This is a genomic window from Lysobacterales bacterium (assembly GCA_014946745.1).
In the GTDB taxonomy this organism is placed as follows: Bacteria; Pseudomonadota; Gammaproteobacteria; order Xanthomonadales; family Xanthomonadaceae; genus Aquimonas.
Map to the genome: position 1 here is coordinate 746,675 of JADCRD010000001.1, position 23,873 is coordinate 770,547.

A 23,873-nucleotide genomic window follows, 5' to 3' on the forward strand; every position below is an offset into this window, starting at 1 on the left:
GGTCCGTCAGTCCGTTCCGGGCGTCCTCAGAACAAGGTGCCGAAGGTGAACTGCAGCTTCTCGACGCGGTCGACCTCGCGGTCGTACTTGAGCGGCTGCGCCCAGCTGATGGTGATCGGGCCGATCGGCGCCTGCCACTGCAGGGCGAGGCCCGCGCTGGCGCGCAGCTCGCTGGTGCTGAAGTTCTCGGTGCCGGCGAACACGTTGCCGTAGTCGACGAAGGCCGAGACGCGGGCGCTGTTCGAGTCGAGCAGGGTCGGGAAGATGAACTCCAGGCTGCCCACGGTCTTCAGCGAGCCGCCCAGCGGCTGGCGCGTGGTCGGCGAGAGCAGGCCGAAACCGACCGGCCCCAGGGTGTTCGTCTCGAAGCCGCGGATCGAACGCTCGCCGCCGGCGTAGAAGTTCTCGAAGAACGGCAGGCCGTCGGCGACCAGGGTGCGTTGGGTGGTCTGGCCGTTGGCGCCGATCACGTCGATCGTGCGCTCCGCGCGGTCGCCGTAGCTGTCGCCGTAGCCGAGGTCCGCGCGGGTGAGCAGCACCAGGTGGCGACCGAGCGGCCAGTAGCGGTTGAACTCGTAGCTGAGCTTGTAGTACTCGACAGTGGAGCCCGGCAACGTGGCTTCCGCGGCGACGCGCTGGAAGGTGCCGCGGGTCGGATTGAAGAAGGCGTTGGTGGTGTTGCGCGACCAGGACAGCTCTGTCCGCCAGGAGTTGAAGGTGCGGCGGTTGAGCGCGTTGATGTAGTCGACGATGACCTGCGGCGTGACGCCCTCGAACGGCGTGATGCTGTTGCTGTCGATGCCGAAGGAGAGGCCCACCGTGTCGGTTTCGGTGATGGGCAGGCCAAAGATCGCGCGGAAGCTGCCGGAGTCGGAGCTGAAGTTGGCGAGGTTGGCGTCGCCCTGGTCGAGCTCGCGGTAGCTCATGTTGTAGCCCACCGAAACGCCGTCTTCAGTGAAGTACGGGTCGAAGTAGGAGAAGTCCATGCGCTTGACGAAGCTGTTGTTCTGCACCGTCACGCCGATCTGGTTGCCGGTGCCGAAGAAGTTGTTCTGCTGCACGGCGACGGTGGTGATCAGGCCGCTGAACTGCGAGTAGCCGAGACCAAACTGGAAGCTGCCCGAGGTGCGCTCGGTGACGCTGACTTCCACGTCGACCTGGTCGTCGGCGCCCGCCACCTGTGGGGTGTCGATGGTGACGTCGTCAAAGAAGCCGAGGCGCTGCAGGCGGATCTTGCTGCGGTCAATCGCCGCCTGCGAGAACCACATGCCCTCGAACTGGCGCATCTCGCGGCGCAGCACCTCATCGGAGGTGCGCGTGTTGCCCTTGAACACGATGCGGCGAACGTTGACGCGCTTGCCGGGGTCGACCACGAAGTTGATCGAGACTTTGCGGTTCTCGCGGTCGATGGTCGGCACCGGGTTCACGCTGGCGAAGGCGTAGCCGATGTTCGACAGGGTATTGGTCATCGCGTCGGAGGTGAATTCCAGCAGGCGCCGCGAGAAGGTCTGGCCTTCAGCGATGAACACCAGCTTCTCCATCTCCTCCACGGGGATGACGGTGTCGCCGGAGACCTTGATGTCCTCGACGGTGTAGACCTCGCCTTCGCTGACGCTGGCGGTGATGTACATATCGCGACGATCAGGGCTGATCGAGACCTGGCTGGACTCGATGTTGAAATCCACGTAGCCGCGATCGAGGTAGAACGAGGTCAGCTTCTCCAGGTCGCCCGAGAGCTTCTCGCGCGAGTACTGGTCATCCTGGCGGTACCAGGACAGCCAGTTGGTGGTGCCGGACTCCCACTCTTCGAGGATTTCCTCGGTGCTGAAGGTGCTGTTGCCGACCAGGTTCAGGTGCTTGATCTTGGCCGCGCGGCCTTCCTTGACGTCAATCTTGATATCGACGCGGTTGCGGTCGAGCTGGCTGACGGTAGGGCTGATCGAGACGTTGTACTTGCCGCGGTTGTTGTACTGCCGGGTCAGCTCCTGGGTGACCTTGTCCAGCTGCAGCTGATTGAAGGTCTCGCCCTCAGACAGTCCGATCCCGGAGAGCCCTTTCATGAGCTCCTCGGTCTTGATGTCCTTGTTGCCCGCGAGCGTGATGGTGTTGATCGCCGGGCGCTCGGTGACGGTCACCACCAGGATGCCGTTGCCCTGGCGATCCAGGCGCACATCGCTGAAGAAGCCGGTGCGGAACAGGGCGCGGATGGCGTCCGCCGCCTCGCCGCGTCCGACGCGGTCGCCCAGCTCCAGCGGCAGGTAGGTGAACACGGTGCCGGCCGAGATCCGCTGCAGTCCGTCGATGCGGATGTCGGTGATGACGAAGGGCTCGAAGCTCTGGGCCTGCGCGGGCGCGGCGATCATGAAAGCCAGCAGGGGGAGCGCGGTATATCGGTTGCTCATCGGGTCCGTTTCCGTTCAAGGCCGCCCGTCCGCGATTGCAGCGCAGCAGCAGGCATACATGCCCCGTAGGAGAGTCCCGTTGGACGGGCTCCCCGGCAGGGGGCGGTGGGGTGCCGGGCGGGTAGGGCGGCCCGTTCGGCGGAGGCGTCTTTCCGGCTCAAGAACTGAACAGGCGCAGGATGTCGTTGTAGAACGCGAGGGCCATCAGGCCGCCCAGCATTGCCAAGCCGACGTACTGGCCCAGGATCAGGGACTTCTCGCTGACCGGCGCGCCTTTAATCGCTTCGATAAGGTAATACAGCAGATGACCCCCGTCCAAGATCGGGATGGGCAGGAGGTTCATGATGCACAGGCTCAGCGAGAGGATGCCGAGGAAGAAAAGGAATCCGGCGACGCCGCGCTGTGCGGATTCATTCGCGATCTGGGCGATCGAGATCGGCCCATTGAGATTCTCGCGAAATGAAGCGACGCCGGTGATCATCCGCTGCATCATGCCAAGGGTGGTTGTTGTCAGCCGCCAGGTTTCACGAACCGAAGCCCCGATCGCGTCTAGAGGCCCGAACCGCAGCAAGGCGTCGTGCTGCGCGGTGGCTTCGGCTGGGCTGACTCCGAGAATCCACGTCGCGGAAGCGCCTTCGCCTTCGGGCATCGGTTTGACATTAACGACGGAGACTTCGCCGTCGCGCGAGATCGTTGCAGCGAGAACGCGCCCTTCAGAGCCTGCCGCGCGCACCCTTGGGCCGATCTGGTCGAACGAGTCGAGCTCGTGCCCATCAATGCTCAGGATGCGGTCACCTGGCCGCAGCCCAGCACGCTCCGCCGGGCTGCCGCCCGATACCTTGCCGATCACCGCCGGCAGCATCAGCTGCTGCGCCACAAGGCCGATCTCCCGCAGAAGGGTTGATTCGCGAGTTCCTTCTGGGAGCCGAGATAGTTCGAGGCGTCGCTCCTGAGAGTTACCTTCGGCATCGACCACTTGCACGTCTACGTTGCGGCGGTCGAGACCGGGGGCGATAAGGCCCATGTAAACGTGGGTCCAGGTTTCCATCGTCTGACCGTCCATGCTGACGATCCGATCACCCGGTTCGAACCCGGCCTCGGCGGCGATCTTGTCGGCGCGACCGACCAGCGGCTGGTAGTCGCCCTTGCCGACCAGGAACATCACCCACAGCAGCAGCAGGCAGAGCAGCAGGTTGAAGGCGGGGCCGGCCGCGACGATGGCGATGCGCTGGGACACCGTCTTGCGGTTGAAGGCTTCGTGGAGCTGGTCCGCGGGTACGTCGGCGTCGCGCTCGTCGAGCATCTTGACGTAGCCGCCCAGGGGCAGGGCGGCGATCACGTACTCGGTGCCGTCACGGCCGACGCGCTTCCACAGCGGCTTTCCGAAGCCCACCGAAAAACGCAGCACGCGTACGCCGCAGCGACGGGCGACCCAGTAGTGGCCGTACTCGTGGAAGGTCACCAGGATGCCGAGGCTGACGATCAGCCACCAGATGGAACCGACGATGTCCTGCATGTGCGGTCTTCGCGTCCTACGGTGAGGGCTTCAGGTGAGCTTGCTGCGCGCATGTTGGCGCACTCGGGTATCCAGTTCGAGCAGGGCGGGCAGGGTGCCGGCACGCTCACCCCCGAATCGCTCAAGGCTGGTTTCGATCAGCGCGGGGATGCCTAGAAAGCCCAAGCGGCCCTGAAGAAAGCCTGAAACCGCCTCTTCGTTGGCTGCATTCAGGCAGGTAGTGGCCGCCGGCCCCGCGCGCAGCGCCTCGAAGGCCAGGCGCAGGCAGGGGAAGGCCTCGGTGTCGGGTGCCTCGAAGTCGAGCCGGCCCATCTTGATCAGATCGAGCGCGGAGACACCGGCTTCGACGCGCTCCGGCCAGGCCAGCGCGCAGGCGATCGCGGTGCGCATGTCGGGTGGGCCGAGCTGGGCCAGCAGGGAACCGTCGAGGTACTCGACGAGGGAGTGGATGATGCTTTGCGGGTGCACGACCACCTCGATGCGTTCGGCCGGCGCGCCGAACAGCCAGTGCGCCTCAATGACCTCCAGGCCCTTGTTCATCAGGCTGGCGGAGTCGACCGAGATCTTGCGGCCCATGCTCCAGTTCGGGTGCGCGCAGGCCTGTTCGGGGGTGATCTGCGTCAGCTCCGCGCGCGAGCGGCCGCGGAACGGGCCGCCTGAAGCGGTCAGCACCAGCCGCCGGAGCCGAGCATCGAAGCCGTGCCCAACCGCAGGCTGCGGCAGGCACTGGAACAGCGCGCTGTGCTCGGAGTCGACCGGGATCAGCTCGGCGCCGCTGCGGCGGACCGCGTCCATCAGCAGCGCGCCAGCGACGACGATGCTCTCTTTATTGGCCAGCAGCAGGCGCTTGCCGGCTTCGGCGGCGGCCAGCGTGGAGGGCAGCCCGGCGGCACCGACGATCGCGGCCAGCACGGTGTCGCAGAGCTCGGAGCGGGCCGCAGCTTCCAGAGCGTCCGGGCCGGCGGCGGCCTCGATGTTGAGGCCTCGGGCCCGCAGCCCGGCCGTCAGCGCGGGCAAGCCTCCCGGGTCGGCGATGATCGCGAGCTCAGGTCGGTGGCGCTCGCAGAGGGCCAGTAGCGCATCGACCTGGCTGTGCGCGCTGAGCACGGTCGCCCGAAAGCGTTCGGGATGCCGACCGATGACGTCGAGCGCGCTGCCGCCGATCGACCCGGTCGCGCCGAAAACCGCGACCCGCCTCATAGGCCCAGCCAGACTTTGCCGACCGCGAACACCGGCAGGGCGGCGACTACGCTGTCGACGCGGTCGAACACGCCGCCGTGGCCGGGAATCAGACGACCCGAGTCCTTGGCCCCGCCCTGGCGCTTGATGACACTCTCGAACAGGTCGCCCAGCACCGAGGCCAGCGCGGTCACCAGGGTCAGCAGGAGCAGCGCCGGCAGCTGAGCGACGCTGAGTCCGAGCAGTGCGAAGCACACGGTTGACAGCAGCAGGGCTGCAGCCAGCCCACCCCAGAAGCCCGCCCAGGTTTTGCCCGGGCTGATCGAGGGGCAGAGCTTGCGTCCGCCGATTCGGGTGCCGGCATAGAACGCGCCGGTGTCGGCGGCCCAGACCAGGGCCATGGCGAACAGGGCCCAGCGCGGCCCAACGGGTTCGTCGGCATGCAGCAGGGCAAGGCCGGTCCATGCGGGCACGATCAGCAGCACCAGGATCAGCAGCTTGACCCCGCGCTTTGCCGGTGCATCGCCGGCCAGCAGCCGCGGACGCAGCAGCCACAGCGTCGCCAGCAGCCACCAGGCGCAGCCGATCAGGGCGACCAGCGGATAGAGGTTGTGCAAATGGCTGCTCTGGTGCGATAGCCAGGCCATGAGTGCGGCCGGCGGCAGCAGCACCGCCGCGCGCCCAGCCGCGCCTTCGATGCCGATCAGGGCGGCCCACTCCCAGGCAGCGAGCAGGAAGACCACAGCCACCAGCGGCATGAGGAACGAGGTGGGCAGCCAGAGCACAGCGCTGATCGCCAGCGGTGCCAGCAGCAGCGCGGTCATCACGCGCTGGTTCATGGGAGGGTCTCCTTCAGCTGTTCGCTGGTGCGGCCGAAGCGGCGCTCACGGCTGGCGTAGGCGGCCAGCGACTCGTCAAGCACCTCGCGACTGAGGTCGGGCCACAGGGTGTCGGTGAAGTACAGCTCGGTGTAGGCGAGCTGCCAAAGCAGGAAGTTGCTGATGCGCTGGTCGCCGCCGGTGCGCAGGAACAGATCCGGCGGCGGCAGGTCGGCCAGAGACGTCTCGGTGTGCAGCAAGGTCTCGTCGATCTGCGCGGGGTCGAGCTCACCGCGCGCCACCCGCTCGGCCAAGCGTCGCGCCGCGCGGCTCAGGTCCCAGCGGCCGCCGTAGCTGGCGGCGATGCTGAGCTGCAGACCGGCGTTGGCGACCGTCAGCGCTTCCGCCCGGTCCATCCGCGCCTGCAGATCGGGCCTGAAGTGGCTGCGCTCGCCGATGAAGCGCAGGCGCACGCCCCGCCTGTGCAGCTCCTCGACCTCGCGGTCCAGCGCGCGCAGGAACAGGCCCATCAGGGCCGAGACTTCCTCGGCCGGGCGCTGCCAGTTCTCGCTGGAGAAGGCGAACAGGGTGAGCGCGCCGATGCCGCGCTCGATGCACCAGTCGATGCACAGATTGACGGCGCGCGCGCCCGCGCGATGGCCAAGCGTGCGCGGGCGGCCGCGCTGCTTCGCCCAGCGGCCGTTGCCGTCCATGATGACGGCCAGATGGTGAGGCACCGTCGCGACGGCAGCCTCGGTCGGTGGAGCGGCGAACATGCCGGCGGGAGCCTGGGGCGCCCGCTCAGACCGCCATCAGCTCGTCTTCCTTGGCCTTGACCACGCCGTCGACGTCCTTGACGAAGCGGTCGGTGAGCGTCTGGATGTCGGTCTCGGCGCGACGCTCTTCGTCTTCGCTGATGGTCTTGGCCTTGAGCAGCTCCTTGACCTGCTGGATCGCGTCGCGGCGGATGTTGCGGATCGCCACCTTGGTGTTCTCGCCTTCCCCGGCCACATGCTTGGAGAGCTCCTTGCGGCGCTCTTCGGTGAGCGGCGGCAGGTTGATGCGGATCACCGTGCCGGCGGTGTTGGGGGTCAGCCCCAGGTCGGATGCATGGATGGCCTTCTCGATCGGGCCGACCATGGCTTTTTCCCAGGGCGTGATGGTGATCGAGCGCGCGTCGGCGATGGCTACCGATGCCACCTGGGTCAGCGGCATGTCGGAGCCGTAGTAGTTGACCTTGAGGTGGTCAACCAGCGCGGTCGTGGCGCGACCCGTGCGCAGCTTGGTCAGCTCGAAACGCAGGGCTTCGACGCTCTTCTGCATGCGGTCCTGGGCGTTTTTCTTGATGTCGTTCAGCATGGCGGTGACCTCGGTCGGCGGGCGGCAGGGCGCTCGCCTGTTCAGAAGGGGTGATGGTTTATAGGCGCAGGCAAGCGCACAGGCAATCCGCAGTGCAACCAGCGCCTCAGGCGCCGCGATCCACCAGGGTGCCGATCGGTTCGCCGCGCAGAATGCGCATCAGATTGCCGGGCACGCCCATGTCGTAGACCCGCATCGGCATGCCGTAGTCGCGGCACAGGGCAATCGCGGCGGTGTCCATCACCTGCAGGTTGCGGGTGATGACGTCCTCGTAGCTCAGGCGCTCATAGCGCTTTGCATCGGGGTTCTTCTTCGGGTCGGAGTCGTAGACACCGTCGACCTTGGTCGCCTTCAGCATCAGGTTGGCGCCGATTTCGACCGCACGCAGGGCGGCGGCGGAGTCGGTGGTGAAGAACGGGTTGCCTGTGCCGGCCGCAAAGATCGCGATGCGGCCTTTCTCGATATGGCGTACGGCGCGGCGGCGGATGTAGTCCTCGGCGACCGCGTTGATCTTGATGGCGCTCATGACCCGGGCATAGCCGCCGATCTTCTCGATCGCGTCCTGCATCGCCAGCGCATTCATGATCGTCGCCAGCATGCCCATGTGATCGCCGGTAACGCGATCCATACCGGCGGCGGCGAGGCCCGCGCCGCGGAAGATGTTGCCGCCGCCGATGACCAGGCCGATCTCGGCGCCAGCGCGGCTGGCGTCCAGCACCTCCTGGGCCAGCCCGCGGATGACCTCAGGGTCGATGCCGTAGTCGAAGCGCCCCATCAGGGCTTCACCGGAGAGCTTGAGCAGGACGCGTCGATACTTCAGGGGGGCGCTGTTCACTGGGGCTCTCCGGCGGCACAAAACCGCCGCATTCTAGCGGTTCACGACGATCTCTGCTGCACAGCGGTGCAGGGAATGCGAAGAAGATGGGGCCGGGTTGGACCTTTCGGGGGCTTCGTGAGCGGTATGCCGGCAGGCGTCGGCAAGTGACGGCCCTGCATCGAGCCATAGGGTGGGCCCTGGCCCACCACGGACTCGACCACGCTTCGTGAATGGGCGCGGGGACGGTTGGCCTCCACGCCGTCACGGCTCTGGATGAGGGATGCGCGGCGCAAGGGTTTCACGCGCCATACGCGCGAAGCGTGATGCGTCAAGGGTGCGGTGGTGTCCGGCTCAGGGTGGGGCAGCGCCCACCCTAGAGCATCTCGATGTCGCCGAGCGCGCGGATCAGGCGGCGCGCCTTCTTGTTGGGGCGCTTTTCCGGCGGCTGGTAGCCGGCGCGCTCGGCGGCGCGCTGCGCGGCCAGTTCGAGGCGACGCGCTTTCGAGGCTTCGGATTCGAGGTAGAGAGCCTGCGCGATCGGAGCCGGGCCGCGGGTGTCCGAGAGCCCGAGCACTTCGACTTCGTAGCGCTCTCCCGCGCGTTCGATCAGCAGCTTCGTGCCGATGCGCACGCTGCGCGAGGCCTTGGCGGGTTGGCCGTCAACCTCGATCCGGTGCGCCTCGATCTGTGCCTTGGCCAGCGCGCGAGTCTTGAACCAGCGCGCGGCCCACAGCCAGACGTCGAGGCGGACGCTGTCCGCTCCGACGTCGGGTGTCATGCTCGCCCCGCTCACGCCGCCAGCAGCAGACGGTTGACGCGGCGGATGAAGCCGGCCGGGTCCTCCAGCGGCGCGCCTTCGGCCAGCTGGGCCTGCTCGAACAGCACCATCGCCAGCTCGGTTCGGCGCTCGCCCTCGGCTTCGGCCTCGAAGCGCTTGAGCAGCGCGTGCTGCGGATTGATCTCGAGGATCGGCTTGGCCACGGGCACCTCGTGACCGGCCGCGCGCATCATCCGCTGCAGGTGCAGGGCCATGTCGTACTCCTCCAGCACCAGGCAGGAGGGCGACTCGGTCAAGCGCTGCGACACCCGCACCTCGCGCACGCGCTCGCCGAGTGCGGCTTTCAGCGCGTCGACCAGCGGAGCGGCGGCCTTGCTGGCTTCCTCGTGCTGCTTCTTCGCCTCTTCCGCGTCGGGCAGGTCGCCGAGGTCAAGCTCGCCCTTGGCGATGTTCTTCATCGGCTTGCCGTCGAACTCGCGCAGATAGCCGCTCATCCACTCGTCGATGCGTTCGTGCAGCAGCAGCACTTCAACTCCGCGCGCCTTCAGCGCCTCCAGCTGCGGGCTGTTCGAGGCTGCAGCCCAGCCGTCAGCGGTGAGGAAGTAGATCGCTTTCTGCCCCGCGGGCATGCGCGCGACGTAGTCTTCGAGCGAATGCAGCTCATCGGCCTTGGCGCTCTTGGTGCTGGCAAAGCGCAGCAGCCTGGCGATGCGCTCTGCATTGGTCGTGTCTTCGCTCACGCCCTCTTTCAGCACGCTGCCGAAAGCGTTCCAGAAGCTCAGATACTTCTCGCCCTCCTCGCGGGCCAGGCGGTCCAGGAGGTCGAGCGTGCGGCGGGTCACCGCCGACTTGAGCTTCTCGATCTGGCGGTTGTTCTGCAGCAGTTCGCGCGAGACGTTGAGCGGCAGGTCGTCGGAGTCGACCACGCCGCGCACGAAGCGCAGGTAGCTCGGCAGCATCTGCTCTGACGCGTCCATGATGAAGACGCGCTTGACATAGAGCTTCAGCCCCTTGCGCTGATCGCGGTCGAACTGGAAGTCGAAGGGGGCGCGCTCGGGTACGAACAGCAGGCTGGTGAAGTTCTGGTTGCCCTCGACGCGATTGTGGGTCCAGGCCAGTGCGTCGGCGAAGTCGTGGCTGATGTGCTTGTAGAAGGCCTGGTACTCAGCGTCCTGGATTTCCGCCTTGGGCAGAGTCCAGAGGGCCTTGGCCTCGTTGAGGGTTTCAAGCTCGGGTGCGGTCGCTTCCTCGCCGTCCTTGGCCTCGACCGGCTTGGCCATGCGGATCGGAAAGGCGATGTGATCGCTGTAGCGGCGCACCAGGGACTTCAGCGTCCAGGCCTGCAGGAATTCGTCTTCTTCGGGCTTCAGGTGCAGGATCACCGAGCTGCCGCGCTGCGCCCGTTCGGCGGGTTCTACGGTGAATTCGCCGCTGCCGTCCGAGCTCCAGCGCCAGGCGTGGTCGCTGCCGGCTCGACGACTGATCATGTCGACGCGATCGGCAACAATAAAGGCCGAGTAGAAGCCGACGCCGAACTGGCCGATCAGCTGGGCGTCGCCCTTCTGCGCCTCGGACAGCTGCGCCATGAAGGCGCGCGTACCCGAGCGGGCGATGGTGCCCAAGTGCTCGATCAGCTCTTCCCGGCTCATGCCGATGCCGGTGTCGCGGATCTCCAGCGTGCGGGCCTCGGCATCCACCACCAACTCGATCGCCGGGTCGCCGTCGCCGCCCAGCAGGCTGGCGTCGGTGACCGCTTCGAAGCGCAGCTTGTCGCAGGCGTCCGAGGCGTTGGAGATCAGCTCGCGCAGGAAGATCTCCTTGTGCGAGTACAGCGAATGGATGACGAGCTTCAGGACCTCGCGGGTCTCGGCCTGGAAGGCGTGGGTCTCGACCTGGCTCATGGGGCCTCCGGGTTCAGGTGGGGATCATGGGCGCGTTCGCGCCAGCCGGAGCGGGATGGGGCGGGATTGGGGGGAATTCAAGGGGCAAGAGTGAGGGGGGCAGCGAGGAGTGACAAGTGAGAGGGATGCGATGTGGCGCGGCGCAAGACTGTGCGATGGAGAGGTTCGTTATCTCCATCGCGGAGAACCCGTCGGCAAAGCGCAGCAACTGGACGGCTGCGGCATGGCGTAGTCAGCCTCTGGGGGCGGCGGCGATTGGAGATGCAGCGTATCGGTGACCGACTGCGTCTCTCACTCCTCAATTGTCGCTCCGCCACTCACTCCTGCTCAAAAGCACCAGCGTCTCGAAATGCGCCGTATGCGGAAACAGGTCCAGCACCTGCGCTTCGACGGCCTCGAACGAGGGCAGGCGGGCCAGGTCCGCTGCGAGACTGTCGACGTTACAGCTGGAATAGATCAGTGTGCTTGCGGGGCTGGCCTCGATGGCAGCGCACAGCTCGGCGCCGATCCCGCGCCGCGGGGGATTGACGAGGATGGCATCGACCGTACCGGCCACGGCCGCCGCCGCGCTGGCGTCGGCGATCTCGAAGCGTATGTTGGCAAGGCCCAGCTCGGCGGCCGAGCGCTGGGCGCTGGCGATGGCCGCGGCGCTGATCTCGCGGCCGATGACTTCGCCCGCATGCGCTGCACAGTGCAGGGCGAAGCCACCGACCCCGCAGTACAGGTCCAGCAGGCGCAGGGGCTTGAGTTCGGCGATCCAGCGCGCCGCCCGCGCGTACAGCGCCGCGGCCAGCTCCGTGTGGGTCTGGAAGAAGCTGCGTGGCTGCAGATGCAGCGGAATGCCGTTTAGGACCATGCGCAGGCTGTCGGGCCCTGGCAGCAGGATCTCGGTGTCTCCCTCCAGCACGGCCTTGTGCTCGGGCTGCAGGTTCACCGAGACTGGGCCGAGCATGGGCAGCACCTCGCGCAGCGCCGGCAGATGCTTCTCGATGCGCGACAGCGGCTCGCGCGAGCGCAGCACGAAGCGCAGCCCCAGCTTGCCCGAAGGTGCGATCGTCAGCAGCAGATACTTGAGTTCGCCGCGGCGCGCGGACAGCGAGTAGGGCGTGATTCGCGCCGAACGGATGAAGTCGCGCAAAGGCGCGAACGCTGCTTGCAGACCCGCTGGATAGAGCAGGCAGTCGGCCAAGTCGACCGCATGGTCCTTGAGATCCACCAAACCAAGCACTGGCGCATCGATCGTCCCGCCCACCGCCATCTTGGCCTTGTTGCGGAAGCCGCCTGCGGCACTGGCCATCGGCGCCAGCCAGCGCAGGCGCGGGCCCTGGATGCGCGACTCCGCCAGCGCTTGCTTGTCGGCCAGCTGCTCCGCATAGCTGCGCTCGATCCAGGCGCAGGAGCGACAGCGCGCAGCAGCGAACTGCGGGCAGTGGGTGCGGAGCATGGGCATTGGCGATTGGGGATTCACAGCCGACATGTGCGAGCGCGAGGTGGGGCCAGCTTGGGGCTGGGCTCAGTCGCGCGCGTCCTCGCCGTCCTCGGCCTCGTCATCCGCGTTGTCCTGCTGGGCCTTGAGCTGGGCGTCATCGAGGCCGCGCAGCAGCTTGAACAGCTCGCGGTAGGCCGCGGGTGGCCGCTGGGCGGCGCGCTCGTCGCGCGCCTTGCGGATCAGCTGGCGCAGCTGCTGGCGATCGGCCTCGGGATAGGTCTCGATCACCTCGGTCAGTGCCGACTCGTCGTCGATCAGACGGTCGCGCAGGGCTTCGAGGCGATGGAAGCGGGCGTTCTCGCGGCGCTGGGTGTCGCGGTCGATCTCCAGGTGGGCGCGGATGGCGTCAACGGCGTCCTCGTCGCGGCGCAGCAGCTTGGCCAGGTACTGGGTCTCCCGCTTGCGGGCGATGTGCTGGGTGATGCGTCGCGTATGCTGCACGGCCGCGCGCAGGGCATCGTCGAGCGGCACCTTCTTGAGCTGGGTGTCGGACAATGTGACCAGCCGCTCGGCCAGTTCGAATACGGCCAGGGCGTCGCGGCGCTGCTGGCTGCGGCTGGGGCCGCGGTCTTCCAGATCAAATTCTTCGCTGTCGTCGTGACGGTTCATGGCGGGCGCCGGCGGGGTCCAAACCAGCAAGGATACGTGAGTGGGCGCACAAGCTCTTTCAATCGATGCATCGATGGCGCGGCTGGCCGAGCTGGCCGAGGACGCGCTGAAGCGCTGCAGGGCGCTCGGCGCGGATCAGGCCGAAGTCGGAGTCAGTGAAGACTCGGGGCTCTCCGTCAACGTGCGCATGGGCGAGGTCGAGACCGTCGAGCACACGCGTGATCGCGGGCTGTCAATCACGGTCTACTTCAGCGGCCGGAAGGGCAGCGCGAGCACGGCCGATCTGGATCTCGCGTCGATCGAGACCAGCGTGCAGCAGGCCTGTGCCATTGCTCGCCACACCGAGTCCGACCCCTGTGCGGGCCTGGCCGATGCCGACCGCATGGCGCGAGAGTTCCCCAATCTCGATCTCTGGCACCCCTGGGGCCTGAGTGCGGATGCCGCGGTTGAGCTCGCGCTGGCCTGCGAGGCCGCAGGCCGTTCGCTGGATCCGCGGGTGTCGAACTCGGATGGCGCCTCGGTGAGCACCGGTACCAGCCTCGGCATTTACGCCAACTCCCATGGGTTCCTCGGCGCTGAGCGCAGCACCAGCCACTCGATCAGCTGCTCGCTGATTGCCGGCGAGAGTGATGGCATGCAGCGCGACTACTGGTACAGCAGCGCCTGCGCGGCAGCGGACCTTGAGGACGCCGCCAGCATCGGCCGTCGCGCGGCCGAACGCGCGCTACGCAGGCTCGATCCGCGCGAGGCGCCGACCGGCGAGTTTCCGGTGCTGTTCGCACCCGAAGTAGCGCGCAGCCTGATCGGTCACCTGCTGTCGGCGGCCTCGGGAGGCGCCCTGTACCGCCGCGCCTCCTTTCTGCTTGATGCCTGCGGTGAGCAGATCCTGCCGGCCTGGCTGCAGCTGCGCGAACGCCCGCGCATCGCGCGCGGACTGCGCTCGGCCAACTTCGACGCCGAAGGCGTCACCACGGTCGATTCCGACCTTGTGCGCGATGGCGTGCTGACGCGCTACATCCTCGGTAGCTACAGCGCGCGCAAGCTGGGCTTGTCCAGCACCGGCAACGCCGGCGGCGTGCACAACCTCATCGTCGAAGGTCGCGGCGAGCGCTTCGAAGCACTGCTGGGCGGTATCCGCCGCGGGCTCCTGGTCACCGAGCTGATGGGGCAGGGTGCCAGTACCATCACCGGCGACTACTCCCGCGGTGCCGCGGGCTTCTGGATCGAGAATGGTGAAATCGCATGGCCTGTCGACGAGTTCACTATCGCCGGCAACTTGAAGTCGATGTATCGCGATATCGAGGCAGTCGGTTCCGATGTCGACCCGCGGTCACATATCCGCACTGGCTCCATCCTGATCGGGCGCATGACGGTCGCCGGCGGCGGGGAATCCTCTTCTTGAGCTTTCCTTGACATCCGTGGCCGCGAGCGCGACAACGTACGGGCTGTAGGGATACCGCCCCGGTTGAAACCACCCCCTTGCAAGGAGCTGACGATGAGCGACGCGCCCGAATCCTCGAACATTCCCTTCGCTCAGCCGCCGGAGCCGCCGGTTGGCCTGAGCCCCGACAACAGCGAGAAGCAGTTCGCGCTGTTTGTGCATCTGTCGGCGCTGCTGGGCTTCTTCATTCCCCTGGCGAACATCCTGGCGCCGCTGGTGCTTTGGCAGATCAAGAAGAACGAGTCCGCCTTCATCGACGACCAGGGCAAAGAAGCCGTGAACTTCAATCTCACGCTGTTCCTGGTGGGGCTGGCTCTGGTGGTGCTGACGGTGATCAGTTTCGGCCTCGGTATCTTCATTACGGCGCCTCTGGGCTTGGCGCTGTGCGTGGCCTGGCTGATCCTGGCGATCCTCGGCGGCATCAAGGCCAACGAGGGCGTCGCCTATCGCTATCCGTACATCCTGCGGCTGATCAAGTAAGCCAGGCTCCGCAACGCGTCCGAACGCCCCGCCTTGCGCGGGGCGTTCGCATTCGCGGGGTCTGCACGGGCCGCTATGCTTGGCGGCCGCCCTTCTCGCATGGATCTGTGCATGCCCTACACCCCCATCGTCGCCACGCTCGGCTATGTGCTTTCGCCCGACGGTCACCGCGTGCTGATGGTCCACCGCAACGCGCGTGCCGACGATCAGCACCTGGGCAAGTACAACGGTCTCGGCGGCAAGCTTGAGCCGATGGAAGACATCGCTGCCGGCATGCGCCGCGAGATCCGCGAGGAAGCCGGCATCGAATGCGTGTCGATGCAGCTGCGCGGCACCCTCAACTGGCCGGGTTTCGGAAAGCGGGGAGAGGATTGGTTGGGCTTCATCTTTCTCATCGACCGTTTCCAGGGTGAAGTGCCACCACGCAACGATGAGGGCGATCTCGTATGGATCGAGCGTGAGCGCCTGATGGAGCTGCCGATGTGGGAGGGCGACCGCCACTTTCTTCCGCTGGTCTTCGACGCCGATCTGCGCCCCTTTCACGGCGTCATGCCCTACAGCGAAGGGCGCATGCAGAGCTGGAGCTACAGCCGTCTCTAGCCCGCTTCACGGCGCATTGTTCAGGAATTGCTAAGCCTGAACCGCTTGGCTATAGTCCCCCGGACATGTCACACGCGCTGCGTGTGCACTAGGGAAGGCCGGCATGGCCGTAGGGCGACGCAAGACACCGCGACAGGTTCGAGCGCAGAGAGTGTCGCGTCGGGGGTGATGCGCCCAAGGCCCTGCGAAACAGGCGCAAGGAGAGGTGGCATGCTGATTCTGACTCGCCGCGTAGGCGAAACCTTGATGATCGGTGATTCGATCACCGTGACGGTGCTGGGCGTGAAGGGCAACCAGGTCCGTATCGGAATCGGTGCGCCCAAAGATGTCGCCGTGCATCGAGAAGAGATCTATCAGCGCATCCGCTCGGAGGGCGCTGACGCGCAGAAGACACCAGCCGATGGCGAACAGTCCGCTTGATCAGGCTTTACCAGTGCGCGCGGCTCGTCTATAGTTGCGCGCTCTGCGGTGCCGGGCTCATTGCGCGGCACCTGCAAATTCGGAGAGATGCCCGAGAGGCCGAAGGGGCTCCCCTGCTAAGGGAGTATAGGGTCAAAAGCTCTATCGAGGGTTCGAATCCCTCTCTCTCCGCCAGATGCACATCGAGGGGGCCGAAAGGCCCCCTTCGATTTCAGCATCGGCGAACCTGCCCAACAGGTTTGTTCGTTTGCTGAAGCATCGAGGAGTGATGCTGCGCCGCCCAGCTCAACGCGATTCAGAATGTGCATCGCAAGGGCTTGACGAGACGAAGGCTACTCCGCATAATTTCGCTTCTAGGCGCCCGTAGCTCAGTTGGATAGAGCACCAGGCTACGAACTTGGGGGTCGGAGGTTCGAATCCTTCCGGGCGCGCCACACAAGAGAAAGCCGGTCGAGCAATCGACCGGCTTTTTTTTGCCCGGCCGTGATGCATTTGGCCCGGGCTCGAAGACGCCCTGCGCGCTCCGTTCGCCAAGTCTCAAGTGCGCGACGCCAGCCCCAGCTTCGCCCCCTCCGGCACCGCCTCGGCGCGCGAATTCAGGCTGAGCTTGCGATAGACGTCCCTTACGTGCCCGGATGCCATCGGCGGGGACAGGCCCAGCGCCGCCGCGGTCTGCTCCACGGTGTAGCCCTTCGCGATCAACTGCAGGACTTCCGTTTCGCGTGCGCTCAGGGCTTGCGACCGCACGGCGGGAACAGCCACTGCGGTCTGCATGAACTGCCTGAGCAGCCTTCTCGCGATGCTTGGCGAAAGCGGTGGCCGTCCGTCGAGAATGCCACGCAGTGTCCGCGCCAGTTCGACGATCGGCAGATCCTTAAGCAGATAGCCCTGGGCGCCAGCGCGCAGCGCCGGAAACACATGCGCATCGTCGTCGAATACGGTGCTGACAATGCAGACCGTCGAGGCCCAGTCGCGCTGCAGCGTCTCGATGAGGCGCAGGCCACCGCCGTCGAGCAGGCCGAGATCGACTATGGCGAGATCCGGCGCCTGCGTTGCGCCCGCGAGCGCAGCCCGCGCTTCCGCGAGGCTTCCGGCTTCCACGATCGACAGCTGTGGATAGGCCGCCCGCAGCGACGCACCCAGCCAGGCGCGGGCCGGCGCCAGGTGATCGATCAGCAGGGCGGTGTTTGGCGCGACAGAGGTGAGGGTCTGCATGCTCAGGCGTCACTCTCCGGCAGCGGAAACCGCAGGACGATCCGGGTGCCCCCGCGGGTACCGGTCTTCGAATCGGTGCGGCTCTTCGCATCGGCGCTGCGGCCGCGCAGGGTGTCCATGCGGCGATCCTCGCGCGAAGTGTCAGGGCCACCGGAGCCGTCGTCGATGACCTCAAGCAGCAGCTGGGCACCGTCAGGCCTCACCCGCAGGCGCAGTCGTCGGACGCGGCCCGGGCGGATCGCGTTGCCGATGCCCTCGCGCACGATGCGATTGAGGTGCAGGGCTTGACCCGAATCAAGCTGCGGGTCGGGCAGGTCATCCGCCTGTTCCCACAGCAATTCGGCCTCGATGGCCCACAGCCGCTGCCGCGCTTCCGCTTCGATCTCAGCCAGCACGTCGGACAACCGGCCCGGCTCGCCGCGTGAGCGACTGACCACGTCTCTCAGGTTCTGCAGCACGGCCCGCGCGCGGCCAGCATCCCCGGGTGTCGGTGCAGCGTAGATCATCTGCAGCAGCTGCGAGCCGAGCTCGTCGTGCAGATCGCGATAGATGCGCTCGCGCTCTTCCAGCGCAATCTGCTGACGAACGCGGGCGCGTTCGGTTCTGGCCTGTTCGGTGAACAGCGTTCGCTGGGCTTCGTGGTGCCTGCGGAGCTGCTGCCGGCTGCGCCACAGCCACGCGCTGCATGCAGCGCAGAGAAACAGCAGCGGCCACGCGATCCAGTTCACTCAGCGCTTCCTTGCGATCGCGCGGTGCGTCGTCGGCGTTCGCCGCTCGCCATCATGGGCGCGCCTTGAGCGGACGCGAGGACTCTGGTCCTGCTTGCATGGCCGCCTGCGGTGGCGATCGAACCCGATGCCATCGGGCGCGTCGGTGGGGACACAGGGGCGGGGCATTGCATCGAGCGCGCGTGTCGCCGGATTTTCCGCTTCTGCCGCCATGGCCTCCCCCGCCTCCGTGATCGATCAGCTGGCGCGACTGGCGATCCGCGCCCGTCCCGCTTTGCTGCCGTTGGGTCGCCCCAAGACCCCGGCCAGCCAGTCGCCGGTCGAGGCCAGGGCATCAGCGTCGACGCCATGCGTGAAGCCCAACCCTTCCAGCAGGTAGAGCACATCCTCGCTGGCGACGTTGCCCGATGCGCCCTTGGCGTAGGGGCAGCCGCCGGCGCCGCTGACGGCCGAATCGACCACGCGCACGCCGGCCTCAAGACAGGCGGCGATGTTGGCGATGGCCTGGCCATAGGTGTCGTGGAAATGCACGGCCAGCGCGCTCATCGGCAGCTCGGCTGCGACGGCTTCGAGCACGGCGCGTGCGCGCCGCGGCGTGCCGACGCCGATGGTGTCGCCCAACGAGATCTCGTAGCAGCCCAGTGCATGCAGACGCTGGGCGACGCGCACGACATCGGCCACCGGCACCTCGCCCTGGTAGGGGCAGCCGAGTACGGTGGAGACGTAGCCGCGCACGGCGATGCCGTCGGCGCGCGCGGCCTCGATCACCGGCGCGAAGCGCTGCAGGCTTTCCTCGATGCTGGCGTTGATGTTCTTCCGCGAGAAGGCTTCGGACGCCGCGGCGAAGACCGCGATCTCCTCGACGCCGACCGCCTTGGCGCGCTCGTAGCCCTGCAGGTTCGGCACCAGCACCGGGTAGCGCACGCCGGGGCGTCGCGCGATCGCGCTGAACACCTCGGCGGCATCGGCCAGCTGAGGCACCCACTTCGGGCTGACGAAGCTGGTGGCCTCGACCGTCTCCAGGCCGCTGCCGGCCAGGCGCTCGATCAGCTCGATCTTGAGTGCGGCGGGCAGCAGGGTCTTCTCATTCTGCAGTCCGTCGCGCGGGCCGACTTCGACGATGCGTACGTGGTCCATTCGAGTTCCTTGCTTCAGCGCCGTGCCCGCATCAACTCAGCCTCGATCTCGGCCAAGCTGCGTCGACTGCGCTCCAGCACGATCGAGGCCTTGCGCTCGAACAGGCCGGGGGTTTCGACGATGCGCAGGGTGTCTTCGCGGGTGCCGCGCACGTAGACGTGCAGCTCGTTGAGCGTGGATGAGACGGTGCCTTCGAGCACGCCGTCGATGATCATGCGTGCGGCGGCGCGGTCGTCGACCTTGTGGATCTCGAGCTTCGCGCCGCGCAGGCGGTAGCGGGCGATGAAGAAGTTTCGCGTCGGCACCGGGTCGACGCCGTGCACGGGCGGCAGTGTGACCAGATCTTCCAGCGCGGCATCGGCCACCACCACGTAGCGCTGGCCGCGGTGCTCGACGTAGTTCAGCGGCACCGGCGCCTGCCGCAGCGGGCCGCCGTCTTCCAGCTGCGACAGCAGGAAGCTGCGGCACTGCTCGTCGACCAGCAGGCCGGCGACCTGGCTGTCCTCGGAGCGGTCCAGCCACACACCTTTCCAGCCTTCGTCGCAGCGCTGGATGCGCTCGCCGGGTGGCGACTCGAAGCGGGTCTCGACGCAGCCCGCGAGCATCAGCGCACAGAGCGCGAGTAGCAGGGGGCGCATCACTCGGCCGTCTCCAGCCGCAGCAGCACGGCATCGGCCTCGACGAAGTCACCGGCCGCGACTTGGACGGCTTCGACCACGCCGGCGCGCGGGGCACGCAGGCTGAGCTCCATCTTCATCGCCTCCATCACCAGCAGGACCTGATCGGCTTCGACCGCATCACCGGCGGCCACGTTGACCAGCACGATGCGGCCCGGCATCGGCGCGCGCAGACGGTCTGCATCGCCGCTGCTCGCCTCGCCCTCGAACTCGAAGGACGGACGCTGCTGGAAGCTCCAGCGCTCGACGCCGTCGTGCAGCAGCGCGCGCGAGCCGTCGAGCTGGCAGAGGAAGCGGTGCAGCTGGCCGTTGATGCGCAGGCTGAGGCTGTCGGCGCTCAAGTGGGCATCGCGGATTTCGACGCGGCTGTCGCCGATGCGGATCTCGTAGTTGCCCGCGCTGCCGGCGACGCGCAGCTCGACGCGGCCGCCGGGCGCGTCCAGTACCAGCAGGCGGTCACCGGTATGGCCGCCGCGCCAGCTGTCGGCGAGCGCCCAGGGCGAATCCGGCTCGTTGCTGCGCGCGGCCTGCGCATGCACCTGCGCGTGTTCGCCGAGCAGCAATGCGCTGGCGGCGGCAGCCAGCAGTGCGGGGCCTGCCGTGCGCGGCCCCGGCAGCACCTGGTCGAGATGGCGATCCAAATAGCCGGTGTCGATGGTGGCATCCACCACGGCCGGGTGCCGGATCAGCCGCTCCAGGAATTCGACGTTCGACTTCGGGCCCTCGATGCGCGAGCGCGCCAGCGCATCGGCCAGTCGCGCCAGCGCCTGCGGGCGGTCGGGCGCATGCACGATGAGCTTGGCGATCATCGGGTCGTAGAACACGCTGACGGTATCGCCCTCGATCACGCCGCCGTCGATGCGAACGCCGGGCAGGCCCTGCGGCAGCTGCAGGCGCTCGATGCGGCCGGAGCCTGGCAGGAAGCCGGCTTCGGGGTCTTCGGCATACAGGCGCACTTCGATGGCGTGGCCGCGGCTTTCGATCTGCTCCTGCGACTTCGGCAGGCGCTCGCCGGCGGCGATGCGCAGCTGCCATTCGACCAGATCCAGGCCGGTCACTTCCTCGGTGACCGGATGCTCGACCTGCAGGCGGGTGTTGATCTCCATGAAGTAGAAATCACCGGCCGGGCCGACGATGAACTCCACGGTGCCGGCGTTGACGTAGTCGATGGCGCGCGCGGCCAGCACGGCGGCCGCGCCCATTTCGGCTCGGCGTTCGGCAGTGAGGAAAGGCGAGGGCGATTCCTCGATCACCTTCTGGTAGCGGCGCTGCGCCGAGCACTCGCGTTCGTTCAGATGGATCACGTCGCCGCGGCTGTCGCCGAACACCTGGATCTCGATGTGGCGCGGGGTTTCGACATAGCGCTCCAGCAGCACGCGATCGCGGCCGAAGGCGTTGGCCGCCTCGCGCTGGCAGCTCTCCAGATTGGGCAGGAACTCGGCGGTGGAGCGCACGATGCGCATGCCCTTGCCGCCGCCGCCGTGGGCGGCCTTGATCATCAGCGGATAGCCGATGCGCTCGGCCTCGGCGGCGAGGCGCTCGCGCGACTGGTCCTCGCCGGTGTAGCCCGGCACCACCGGCACGCCGGCGGCGGTCATCAGATCCTTGGCGCCAGCCTTGGAGCCCATCTTGCGCATCGAGCTGCCGGAGGGGCCGATGAAGACGAGACCTGCGGCGGCGACGGCATCCGCGAAGTCGGCGTTCTCGGAGAGAAACCCGTAGCCCGGATGGATGGCCTCGGCGCCTGTCGCTCGCGCGGCTTCCAGAATCGCCTCGGGCCGCAGATAGCTCTCGCGCGGCGCGGAGCCGCCGATGTGCACGGCCACATCGGCCAGCCGCGCATGCTGGGCGCCGGCGTCGGCATCCGAGTAGACCGCCACGGTGCGAATACCCAGGCGGCGGCAGGTGCGGATGATGCGGCAGGCGATCTCGCCGCGGTTGGCGATCAGGACGGAAGCGAAGGGCATGCGGGCGCGTCTCGCACGGCCCGCGGGGCTGGGGGCCGCTTCAAGGGGCGCTAGTTTCGGGGATTCGCCCGCGCTTGGCTATGTGCCGCAGGGCGGTGGCGCAGGCCCTCGGAGACTACAGCCCGCTCAGCGCACGCAGCTCGGTGCAGGGCTGGCCGCGCTCCCAGAGCTCGTCGAATGCGTTCTGCAGCTGGCGACGGCGCCCTTCCGCCTGCAGGCTGGCGCTGCCCTCGAAGCGGCTGGCCAGCGGGCGCAGGAAGAAGCCGCCGGCATCGTTCAGCAGCAGGGCCATCGGGTTCTGCTGATCGATCGGCTCGCTGACCTGGCGTACGTGGATCAGGCTGGTGAGACGCTGCATCAGCGGCAGCCAGGGGTGCTGGACGCGCTGCAGGCTGGCGGGCTCCTGCAGCAGCACGCGCACCTCGACGCCGCGACCGCGGGCCAGCAGCTGGCGCATGGCTTCCACCGCGTCCGCCGTGCCGAGCAGCGCCGGGTCGAGGTCGCGCGCAAACACGCACATGCGATGTCGCGCGCGCTGGACGAGCTGCAGGCTGATTTCGCGGGCCTCGTGCTCACTGTCGATATTGAGCTGCTCAAGGCCGGCACTGCGCGGAATCACGGCTTCGTTCAGGGCGCGACGCATGTGCACGTGCTCGATGCCGGCCTCAAGGAAGTGGTCGCCGTAGGCCTCGAAGCCATGGCGCGCGTAAAAGGCGCGCGCATGGATCTGCGAATGCAGCTCGACCCGCTGCAGGCCGCGCGCGCGGGCGATCTCGACCAGCCGCTCCAGGATCAACCCGCCAACGCCGCGTCCGCGCCAGGCGTCCAGCACTGCCACGCGGCCGATTCGGCCGTCGGGCATCAGCCGGCCGGTGCCGATCGCCACGCCGTCAGCGCTGCGCGCGATCACGTGCTGGCACAGCGGATCGAGTGCGTCGAGCTCGATCTCCAAAGGCACCTTCTGGCCGCGCACGAAGACCTCGCCGCGGATGGCGCGCAGGCTGTCGAAGTCGCGGCGGTAGTCAGCGGGTTCGACGCTGAAGCCTTCGGGGATGCTTGCGCTCATGCGGGTCTCGCGGGTGGGATCAGCTCGATGGTGTCGGCGCGACAGGATCAGCGCGCGCGCGACTTGCGCGCCGGCTGCAGGATCAGATGCCCGGCCTGCACCAGCGCCCAGGCGCTCTCGCGGTCCTGTGCCTTGAATGCAGCCCAGTCGGCGATGCTCACTGCATCGCCGCGTGCCAGCCGCTTGGCGCCGGCCAGACTGCAGGAGTAGGACTCGCCGTGCACGAACATCAGGGCGCCGCGACCCTGGCGCGCCCAGGCGCTGCGGCTGAAGGGATGCCAGCCGAGCTGGCCGCCGGCCGCGAGCGTGTCTTCGAGCTTGGCCCGGCTGGGCAGGCGCGGGCCCGGCTGCGGCGTGCCGGCGTTGCGGTAGGCGGTGATGAAGCGCCCGAACCAGCGCCCCAAGGCGGCGTCGTCCATCGCCAGCAGCGGGGCCAGCGCGCCGCGCACGCGGGCGAGTGCGGCGGCATCGATCTCGGCGACATCGCGGACCGGCGCGAGGTCGGGATCGACATAGCGCAGCTCTTCCGACAGCTGCGTGCCCAGCTCATCGGCGAGGTCGGTGACCAGCTCGTTGATGGACGGTGCGCGCATGCCCAGCGACAGGGTGAGGCAGGGCGTTTCCGCGACACCGTGGTGGGGCACGCCGGGCGGCAAGTAGAGCACATCCCCGGGGCAGAGCACCCAGTCGTGGCTGGGCGTGAACTGCTGCAGCAGACGCAGCTGGGCGCCCTCGCGGAACGTCTTGGGCGCAGCCGGATCGAGGTCGATCTGCCAGCGCCGTTCGCCCAGTCCCTGCATCAGGAAGACGTCGTACTGGTCGACGTGCGGGCCGACAGAGCCGCCGGGCACCGCGTAACTGATCATGATGTCGTCGATGCGCCAGCGCGGCAGAAAACCGTAGTGCTGCTTGAGTGCCGCGACATCGGCGTCCCACTTGTCGACGTCCTGAACCAGCAGGGTCCAATCGCGCTCACCGAGACCTGCGAAGCGCTCCTCGGGGAAGGGGCCGGTCTCCAACGCGTAGTGGTCCTTGCGGCGATCGTGCAGCACCAGGCGCGACAGCGCGCCGTCCTCGCAGGCGAGACCCGCGAGATCCTCGGGCGTGATCGGACAAGCCACGTCGGCGAAGGCGCCGCGGATCAGCAGGGGACGCTTCTGCCAGTAGTCGCGCAGGAAGGCCGCTGGCGCCATGCCAAGGCGCTGCTTTGCGCTGGCCTGCACTTCGATCGGCGGCGCGGACGAGGCAGCGCGCTTGCGGGGAGCGATCGCCAT

The 23,873-nt window shown here is 67.5% G+C and carries 22 protein-coding genes and 2 tRNA genes; 6 read left to right on the top strand and 18 right to left on the bottom strand.

The annotated features are described in order from the left end of the window. Positions 1 to 26 precede the first annotated feature (26 nt). The 11 genes from bamA to H4O13_03155 all read right to left on the bottom strand — a co-directional run bounded on the left by bamA (position 27) and on the right by H4O13_03155 (position 12,868). Positions 27 to 2,402: an outer membrane protein assembly factor BamA gene (gene bamA, locus H4O13_03105; protein MBE5314372.1), complete on the bottom strand. Its 2,376-nt coding sequence runs from the start codon at positions 2,400 to 2,402 to the stop codon at positions 27 to 29. Positions 2,403 to 2,559: 157 nt separating this feature from the next. Beyond that, positions 2,560 to 3,918, bottom strand: coding sequence for an RIP metalloprotease RseP (gene rseP / locus H4O13_03110; protein MBE5314373.1), 1,359 nt, complete (start codon positions 3,916 to 3,918; stop codon positions 2,560 to 2,562). Between the two features lie 30 nt (positions 3,919 to 3,948). Next, positions 3,949 to 5,130: a 1-deoxy-D-xylulose-5-phosphate reductoisomerase gene (locus H4O13_03115; GenBank protein MBE5314374.1), complete on the bottom strand. Its 1,182-nt coding sequence runs from the start codon at positions 5,128 to 5,130 to the stop codon at positions 3,949 to 3,951. Then, complete coding sequence (locus H4O13_03120) at positions 5,115 to 5,936, bottom strand: CDP-archaeol synthase (protein ID MBE5314375.1); 822 nt, start codon at positions 5,934 to 5,936, stop codon at positions 5,115 to 5,117. Before H4O13_03120 ends, H4O13_03115 begins: the two co-directional genes overlap by 16 nt. Continuing rightward, the gene (gene uppS / locus H4O13_03125) at positions 5,933 to 6,691 is read right to left on the bottom strand and encodes a di-trans,poly-cis-decaprenylcistransferase (protein MBE5314376.1); all 759 of its coding nucleotides are present in this window, start codon (positions 6,689 to 6,691) and stop codon (positions 5,933 to 5,935) included. The genes H4O13_03120 and uppS overlap by 4 nt, the downstream gene beginning before the upstream one ends. Positions 6,692 to 6,716: 25 nt before the next feature. Then, complete coding sequence (gene frr, locus H4O13_03130) at positions 6,717 to 7,274, bottom strand: ribosome recycling factor (GenBank protein ID MBE5314377.1); 558 nt, start codon at positions 7,272 to 7,274, stop codon at positions 6,717 to 6,719. A 106-nt stretch (positions 7,275 to 7,380) separates the two neighbouring features. Continuing rightward, on the bottom strand, positions 7,381 to 8,109 hold the full coding sequence (locus H4O13_03135) for a UMP kinase (GenBank protein MBE5314378.1): 729 nt from the start codon (positions 8,107 to 8,109) through the stop codon (positions 7,381 to 7,383). 355 nt (positions 8,110 to 8,464) lie between these two features. Beyond that, positions 8,465 to 8,869, bottom strand: coding sequence for an RNA-binding S4 domain-containing protein (locus tag H4O13_03140; protein MBE5314379.1), 405 nt, complete (start codon positions 8,867 to 8,869; stop codon positions 8,465 to 8,467). 11 nt (positions 8,870 to 8,880) lie between these two features. Further along, positions 8,881 to 10,770 carry a molecular chaperone HtpG gene (htpG, locus tag H4O13_03145; protein ID MBE5314380.1) on the bottom strand — a complete coding sequence of 630 codons (1,890 nt, stop codon included), beginning with the start codon at positions 10,768 to 10,770 and terminating at the stop codon, positions 8,881 to 8,883. A 298-nt stretch (positions 10,771 to 11,068) separates the two neighbouring features. After that, positions 11,069 to 12,214 carry a methyltransferase domain-containing protein gene (locus tag H4O13_03150; GenBank protein ID MBE5314381.1) on the bottom strand — a complete coding sequence of 382 codons (1,146 nt, stop codon included), beginning with the start codon at positions 12,212 to 12,214 and terminating at the stop codon, positions 11,069 to 11,071. A 69-nt stretch (positions 12,215 to 12,283) separates the two neighbouring features. Continuing rightward, entirely contained in the window at positions 12,284 to 12,868 is a 585-nt protein-coding gene (locus H4O13_03155; GenBank protein MBE5314382.1) for a DUF615 domain-containing protein, read from the bottom strand. 73 nt (positions 12,869 to 12,941) lie between these two features. On the opposite strand from H4O13_03155, the gene pmbA reads away from it, so the two are divergent. The 6 genes from pmbA to H4O13_03185 all read left to right on the top strand — a co-directional run bounded on the left by pmbA (position 12,942) and on the right by H4O13_03185 (position 16,243). Next, a complete protein-coding gene (pmbA, locus tag H4O13_03160) occupies positions 12,942 to 14,270 on the top strand; it encodes a metalloprotease PmbA (protein ID MBE5314383.1) in 1,329 nt (442 codons plus the stop codon). A gap of 93 nt (positions 14,271 to 14,363) precedes the next feature. Then, complete coding sequence (locus H4O13_03165) at positions 14,364 to 14,789, top strand: DUF4870 domain-containing protein (protein ID MBE5314384.1); 426 nt, start codon at positions 14,364 to 14,366, stop codon at positions 14,787 to 14,789. 111 nt (positions 14,790 to 14,900) lie between these two features. Further along, positions 14,901 to 15,389: an 8-oxo-dGTP diphosphatase gene (locus H4O13_03170; protein MBE5314385.1), complete on the top strand. Its 489-nt coding sequence runs from the start codon at positions 14,901 to 14,903 to the stop codon at positions 15,387 to 15,389. 210 nt (positions 15,390 to 15,599) lie between these two features. Next, positions 15,600 to 15,809, top strand: coding sequence for a carbon storage regulator CsrA (gene csrA / locus H4O13_03175; GenBank protein MBE5314386.1), 210 nt, complete (start codon positions 15,600 to 15,602; stop codon positions 15,807 to 15,809). An 81-nt stretch (positions 15,810 to 15,890) separates the two neighbouring features. Beyond that, positions 15,891 to 15,983 (top strand) — tRNA-Ser (locus H4O13_03180). A gap of 183 nt (positions 15,984 to 16,166) precedes the next feature. Next, positions 16,167 to 16,243, top strand: a tRNA-Arg gene (locus tag H4O13_03185). Between the two features lie 103 nt (positions 16,244 to 16,346). Here H4O13_03185 and H4O13_03190 read toward each other — a convergent pair. The 7 genes from H4O13_03190 to H4O13_03220 form a co-directional block, all read right to left on the bottom strand. After that, the gene (locus tag H4O13_03190; GenBank protein ID MBE5314387.1) at positions 16,347 to 17,024 is read right to left on the bottom strand and encodes a response regulator transcription factor; all 678 of its coding nucleotides are present in this window, start codon (positions 17,022 to 17,024) and stop codon (positions 16,347 to 16,349) included. 2 nt (positions 17,025 to 17,026) lie between these two features. After that, positions 17,027 to 17,752: an ATP-binding protein gene (locus H4O13_03195; protein MBE5314388.1), complete on the bottom strand. Its 726-nt coding sequence runs from the start codon at positions 17,750 to 17,752 to the stop codon at positions 17,027 to 17,029. A 237-nt stretch (positions 17,753 to 17,989) separates the two neighbouring features. Continuing rightward, positions 17,990 to 18,889, bottom strand: a complete 900-nt coding sequence (locus H4O13_03200) for a hydroxymethylglutaryl-CoA lyase (protein MBE5314389.1) — start codon at positions 18,887 to 18,889, stop codon at positions 17,990 to 17,992. A gap of 14 nt (positions 18,890 to 18,903) precedes the next feature. Further along, a complete protein-coding gene (locus H4O13_03205; GenBank protein ID MBE5314390.1) occupies positions 18,904 to 19,527 on the bottom strand; it encodes a hypothetical protein in 624 nt (207 codons plus the stop codon). Then, the gene (locus H4O13_03210) at positions 19,527 to 21,533 is read right to left on the bottom strand and encodes an ATP-grasp domain-containing protein (protein MBE5314391.1); all 2,007 of its coding nucleotides are present in this window, start codon (positions 21,531 to 21,533) and stop codon (positions 19,527 to 19,529) included. The genes H4O13_03205 and H4O13_03210 overlap by 1 nt, the downstream gene beginning before the upstream one ends. 115 nt (positions 21,534 to 21,648) lie before the next feature. After that, positions 21,649 to 22,599, bottom strand: a complete 951-nt coding sequence (locus H4O13_03215; GenBank protein MBE5314392.1) for a GNAT family N-acetyltransferase — start codon at positions 22,597 to 22,599, stop codon at positions 21,649 to 21,651. 47 nt (positions 22,600 to 22,646) lie between these two features. After that, positions 22,647 to 23,873: a cupin domain-containing protein gene (locus H4O13_03220; protein ID MBE5314393.1), complete on the bottom strand. Its 1,227-nt coding sequence runs from the start codon at positions 23,871 to 23,873 to the stop codon at positions 22,647 to 22,649.

What these genes read in the sequence shown, in the direction of transcription:
- H4O13_03150 (MBE5314381.1), bottom strand. Translation starts at nt 12,214, where the DNA reads ATGCTCCGCACCCACTGCCCGCAGTTCGCTGCTGCGCGCTGTCGCTCC.
- H4O13_03190 (MBE5314387.1), bottom strand. Translation starts at nt 17,024, where the DNA reads ATGCAGACCCTCACCTCTGTCGCGCCAAACACCGCCCTGCTGATCGAT.
- H4O13_03215 (MBE5314392.1), bottom strand. Translation starts at nt 22,599, where the DNA reads ATGAGCGCAAGCATCCCCGAAGGCTTCAGCGTCGAACCCGCTGACTAC.
- H4O13_03165 (MBE5314384.1), top strand. Translation starts at nt 14,364, where the DNA reads ATGAGCGACGCGCCCGAATCCTCGAACATTCCCTTCGCTCAGCCGCCG.
- H4O13_03200 (MBE5314389.1), bottom strand. Translation starts at nt 18,889, where the DNA reads ATGGACCACGTACGCATCGTCGAAGTCGGCCCGCGCGACGGACTGCAG.
- H4O13_03140 (MBE5314379.1), bottom strand. Translation starts at nt 8,869, where the DNA reads ATGACACCCGACGTCGGAGCGGACAGCGTCCGCCTCGACGTCTGGCTG.
- H4O13_03120 (MBE5314375.1), bottom strand. Translation starts at nt 5,936, where the DNA reads ATGAACCAGCGCGTGATGACCGCGCTGCTGCTGGCACCGCTGGCGATC.
- H4O13_03170 (MBE5314385.1), top strand. Translation starts at nt 14,901, where the DNA reads ATGCCCTACACCCCCATCGTCGCCACGCTCGGCTATGTGCTTTCGCCC.
- H4O13_03220 (MBE5314393.1), bottom strand. Translation starts at nt 23,873, where the DNA reads ATGGCGATCGCTCCCCGCAAGCGCGCTGCCTCGTCCGCGCCGCCGATC.
- H4O13_03205 (MBE5314390.1), bottom strand. Translation starts at nt 19,527, where the DNA reads ATGCGCCCCCTGCTACTCGCGCTCTGTGCGCTGATGCTCGCGGGCTGC.
- frr (MBE5314377.1), bottom strand. Translation starts at nt 7,274, where the DNA reads ATGCTGAACGACATCAAGAAAAACGCCCAGGACCGCATGCAGAAGAGC.
- rseP (MBE5314373.1), bottom strand. Translation starts at nt 3,918, where the DNA reads ATGCAGGACATCGTCGGTTCCATCTGGTGGCTGATCGTCAGCCTCGGC.
- pmbA (MBE5314383.1), top strand. Translation starts at nt 12,942, where the DNA reads ATGGCGCGGCTGGCCGAGCTGGCCGAGGACGCGCTGAAGCGCTGCAGG.
- uppS (MBE5314376.1), bottom strand. Translation starts at nt 6,691, where the DNA reads ATGTTCGCCGCTCCACCGACCGAGGCTGCCGTCGCGACGGTGCCTCAC.
- H4O13_03155 (MBE5314382.1), bottom strand. Translation starts at nt 12,868, where the DNA reads ATGAACCGTCACGACGACAGCGAAGAATTTGATCTGGAAGACCGCGGC.
- htpG (MBE5314380.1), bottom strand. Translation starts at nt 10,770, where the DNA reads ATGAGCCAGGTCGAGACCCACGCCTTCCAGGCCGAGACCCGCGAGGTC.
- csrA (MBE5314386.1), top strand. Translation starts at nt 15,600, where the DNA reads ATGCTGATTCTGACTCGCCGCGTAGGCGAAACCTTGATGATCGGTGAT.
- H4O13_03210 (MBE5314391.1), bottom strand. Translation starts at nt 21,533, where the DNA reads ATGCCCTTCGCTTCCGTCCTGATCGCCAACCGCGGCGAGATCGCCTGC.
- bamA (MBE5314372.1), bottom strand. Translation starts at nt 2,402, where the DNA reads ATGAGCAACCGATATACCGCGCTCCCCCTGCTGGCTTTCATGATCGCC.